The organism is Streptomyces sp. NPDC057654 (assembly GCF_042800135.1).
Lineage (GTDB): Bacteria > Actinomycetota > Actinomycetes > Streptomycetales > Streptomycetaceae > Streptomyces.
The window spans coordinates 1-4,461 of sequence record NZ_JBHVHQ010000723.1; the positions used below are offsets into that span (position 1 = coordinate 1).

General features: G+C 71.3%; 2 protein-coding genes. One reads left to right on the top strand and one right to left on the bottom strand.

The window, feature by feature from the left end; translation table 11 throughout:
• On the bottom strand, positions 1 to 610 hold a 610-nt coding region (locus ACFU99_RS34470; protein ID WP_384399769.1), incomplete at its 3' end, for a DNA-binding protein.
• Positions 611 to 1,229: 619 nt separating this feature from the next.
• Between ACFU99_RS34470 and ileS the strand changes: the two genes are divergently transcribed.
• Entirely contained in the window at positions 1,230 to 4,373 is a 3,144-nt protein-coding gene (ileS, locus tag ACFU99_RS34475) for an isoleucine--tRNA ligase (RefSeq protein ID WP_384399772.1), read from the top strand.
• The last annotated feature ends 88 nt before the right edge of the window (positions 4,374 to 4,461 follow it).

Here is a 4,461-nt window from a genome sequence, read left to right on the forward strand (position 1 = left end):
CCTCGGAGGCGATCAGCTCGGCGCGCAGCCGCAGCACCTCACCGCGCAGCTCGTCCCGCGCCTCGGCCACCTCTGCCGGCGACCAGGGGTCCTCGCCCGGTCGCACGGCCAGCTCGCCGGGCTCGGCGGGGGCGGCGGTACGGGCCCCCGGCACCGTCGTCGCGGCCGCTGTCGCGGCCTTGGCGGCCCGTTCCCCACCCGTGGTCTTCTTAGCAGCCACCGTCTTGGCTCCCGTCGTCTTCTTCGCGGGCACCGCCTGCTCGGCCGGTGCGGCCCTCTTGGCTGTGGTCTCGCCTGTGGTACCTGCTGCGCCGTTCTTCGCGACGGCCTTCCCGGCCGGAGCCTTCCCGGCCGTGGTTCTCGCGGCCGCCGCCTTCTTCGCCACGGCCTTCTTCGCCGGTGCTTTCCCGGCCGCGGTCTTCTTCGCCGTGCTCTTCTTGGCCGTGCTCTTCTTGGCAGTGCTCTTCTTGGCAGTGCTCTTCTTCGCTGGGGCCGTCTTCGCCGGGGCCTCGGCGGCCTCCGTCTCCTTGGCCGCGGCCTTCTTCGCCGTCGCCGCTCTCGTCTCACCGGACGGCGCAGTCTTCTTCGCGGCGGTCTTCTTCGCCACCATGGCCGCGGCCCCTTCACATTTTGTGATCTTGCTCGCGAATCGTGCCGGAACGATAAATCGACTCCGGGCACGCGGCAACGGGGCACGCCGCCGGATTCGCCCCGGCTTGCCCGTGAAGCAGGCCGGTCTCATCGGTTGTGCCCAGCCCATGGCCCGGTAATCCGGCGGTACGGGCTGCGCGGCGGGGCGCCCCGGCCCGCCCGCCCGAGGAGCACACGGGACGTATCGGCATTCGGGTCAACCCAGGACCGGCCGGTACCTCAGCCGACGCACCGCGGCGGCCGTCCCCTCGGCCCCCCGGCGGAAGACGAGTCGGCGGCGCTCGGTACGGGCCCGTACACTGGGCGCAGCGAAAGGCGTGGAAGGGACGAGTAGCGCCGCACGCAGCCAAGAGCGACCCGGGGACGGTGTGAGCCCGGGGGTGTGCGCGACGTGAAGATCACCCCGGAGCCGCCGGAAGAACGCCCGCCCAGGCGGGCCAGTAGACCCGGCGTCGCGAACCCCAATGAGGGGGCCTCGGGCACGGCCCGCGGCCAAGGAGGGTGGTACCGCGGGAGCGCATCGGGCTCTCGTCCCTCCGACGGACAGCGAAACGACGTTCCGCCGGAGGAAGAGCCAGATGACCCCGTCGCCGCAGTACCGGCAGGTGCCCGCACAGGTCGACCTGCCCGCCCTGGAGCACGCAGTGCTCGACTTCTGGCGCGAGAACAAGATCTTCGACCGCACCCTCGCCCAGTCCGAGGGCCGCCCCGAGTGGGTCTTCTACGAGGGCCCGCCCACCGCCAACGGCATGCCGGGCGCCCACCACATCGAGGCCCGCGTCTTCAAGGACGTCTTCCCGCGCTTCCGCACCATGCAGGGCTACCACGTCGGCCGCAAGGCGGGCTGGGACTGCCACGGCCTGCCGGTGGAGCTGGCCGTGGAGAAGGAACTGGGCTTCAACGGCAAGCAGGACATCGAGGCGTACGGCATCGCGGAGTTCAACGCGAAGTGCCGCGAGTCGGTGACCCGGCACACCGACGCGTTCGCCGAGCTGACCGAGCGCATGGGCTACTGGGTCGACCTCGACGACGCCTACCGCACCATGGACCCGGACTATGTGCAGTCCGTGTGGTGGTCGCTCAAGGAGATCTTCACCAAGGGGCTGCTGGTCCAGGACCACCGCGTCGCCCCCTGGTGCCCGCGCTGCGGCACCGGCCTCTCGGACCACGAGCTGGCGCAGGGGTACGAGACCGTCGTCGACCCGTCGGTCTTCGTCCGCCTCCCGCTGACCTCCGGCCCGCTGGCGGGCGGCGCCTCGCTGCTCATCTGGACGACCACCCCCTGGACCCTGATCTCCAACACCGCCGTCGCCGCCCACCCCGACGTCCGCTACGTCGTGGCGACCGACGGCGAGGAGCGGCTCGTCGTCGCCGAGCCGCTGCTGGAGAAGGCGCTCGGCGAGGGCTGGGAGGCCACCGGGGAGTCGTTCACCGGCCGGGAGATGGAGCGCTGGACGTACGACCGCCCGTTCGCGCTCGTCGAGCTGGCCGACGCCAACTTCGTCGTCAACGCCGAGTACGTGACCACCGAGGACGGCACCGGCCTCGTCCACCAGGCCCCGGCCTTCGGCGAGGACGACCTCAAGACCTGCCGCGCGTACGGCCTGCCGGTCGTCAACCCGGTCCGCCCCGACGGAACCTTCGAGGCCGAGCTGCCGCTCGTCGGCGGCCAGTTCTTCAAGAAGGCCGACGAGGCGCTGGTCGAGGATCTGCGGGAGCGCGGTCTGCTCTTCCGCCATGTGCCGTACGAGCACAGCTACCCGCACTGCTGGCGCTGCCACACGGCGCTGCTCTACTACGCGCAGCCGTCCTGGTACATCCGCACCACCGCCGTCAAGGACCGGCTGCTGGCGGAGAACGAGGCGACCAACTGGTTCCCGGACTCCGTCAAGCACGGCCGGTTCGGCGACTGGCTGAACAACAACATCGACTGGGCGCTGTCCCGCAACCGCTACTGGGGCACCCCGCTGCCCATCTGGCGCTGCGAGGAGGGCCACCTCACCTGCGTCGGCTCGCTGGCCGAGCTGACCGAGCTGACCGGCGCCGACCAGTCCGGGCTGGACCCGCACCGCCCGTACATCGACAACGTCACCTTCGGCTGCACGGCCGAGGGCTGCGCGCTTCAGGCGGTCCGGGTGCCGGAGGTCATCGACGCCTGGTACGACTCGGGTTCGATGCCGTTCGCGCAGTGGGGCTACCCGTACAAGAACAAGGACCTCTTCGAGAAGCGGTACCCGGCACAGTTCATCTCCGAGGCCATCGACCAGACCCGCGGCTGGTTCTACACGCTGATGGCGGTCGGCACCCTGGTCTTCGACAAGTCGTCCTACGAGAACGTGGTCTGCCTCGGCCACATCCTCGCCGAGGACGGCCGCAAGATGTCCAAGCACCTGGGCAACATCCTCCAGCCGATCCCGCTGATGGACCAGCACGGCGCGGACGCGGTCCGCTGGTTCATGGCGGCCGGCGGCTCCCCGTGGGCCGCGCGCCGGGTCGGCCACAGCACGATCCAGGAGGTCGTCCGCAAGACGCTCCTGACGTACTGGAACACGGTCGCCTTCCAGGCGCTGTACGCCCGTACGTCCTCCTGGGCGCCGTCCGCCGCCGACCCGGCCCCGGCCGACCGGCCGCTGCTGGACCGCTGGCTGCTCGGCGAGTTGAACACGCTGGTCGCGCAGGTCACGGCGGCCATGGAGACCTTCGACACGCAGCGCGCCGGCAAGCTGCTGTCCTCCTTCGTCGACGACCTCTCCAACTGGTACGTGCGCCGCTCCCGCCGCCGCTTCTGGCAGGGCGACCCGGCCGCGCTGCGCACCCTGCACGAGACGGTGGAGACGGTCACCCGGCTCATGGCGCCGCTCACCCCGTTCATCACCGAGCGGGTGTGGCAGGACCTCGTCGTGCCGGTGACGCCGGACGCGCCCGACTCGGTGCACCTGACCAGCTGGCCGGTCGCGGACGAGAAGCTGATCGACCCGGCGCTCTCCGAGCGGATGCTGCTGGTCCGCCGGCTGGTGGAGCTGGGCCGCGCGACACGCGCGGAGTCCGGCGTGAAGACGCGTCAGCCCCTGTCGCGGGCGCTGGTCGCGGCGTCGGGCTTCGAGTCCCTGTCGGACGAGTTGCGCGCCCAGATCACGGAGGAGCTGAACGTCTCCTCCCTGGCCTCCCTCTCCGAGGTGGGCGGCTCCCTGGTGGACACCACGGCCAAGGCCAACTTCCGCGCGCTGGGCAAGCGGTTCGGCAAGGGCGTCCAGGCGGTGGCCAAGGCCGTCGCCGAGGCCGACGCCGCCGCCCTGTCCCTGGCCCTGCGCGAGGGCACGGCCGCGGTCGAGGTCGACGGCAAGCGGGTGACGCTCGCCCCGGACGAGGTCATCATCACCGAAACGCCCCGCGAGGGCTGGTCCGTGGCCTCCGACTCCGGCGCCACCGTCGCCCTCGACCTGGAGATCACCCCGGAGCTCCGCCGCGCGGGCCTGGCCCGTGACGCCATCCGGCTGATCCAGGAGGCCCGTAAAAACAGCGGCCTGGATGTCGCGGACCGCATCCTGGTCCGCTGGGACGCGGCGGACGCCGAGACGGCGGAGGCGCTGGCCGAGCACACCGGTCTGATCTCCGACGAGGTCCTGGCCGACGAGTTCGCGACGGCGGACGCCGACGCCTCCTTCGGCGAACCGTTCACGGACGAGCCCCTGTCCCTGACCTTCCGGCTGCGCAAGGTGTAACAGCGGGGCACGGCGCACCACGGCCGGGCGGGCTCGGACTCCGGGCCGGCCCGGCTTTTTGACGCCCAGAAACAGACTGGGGAAAAAC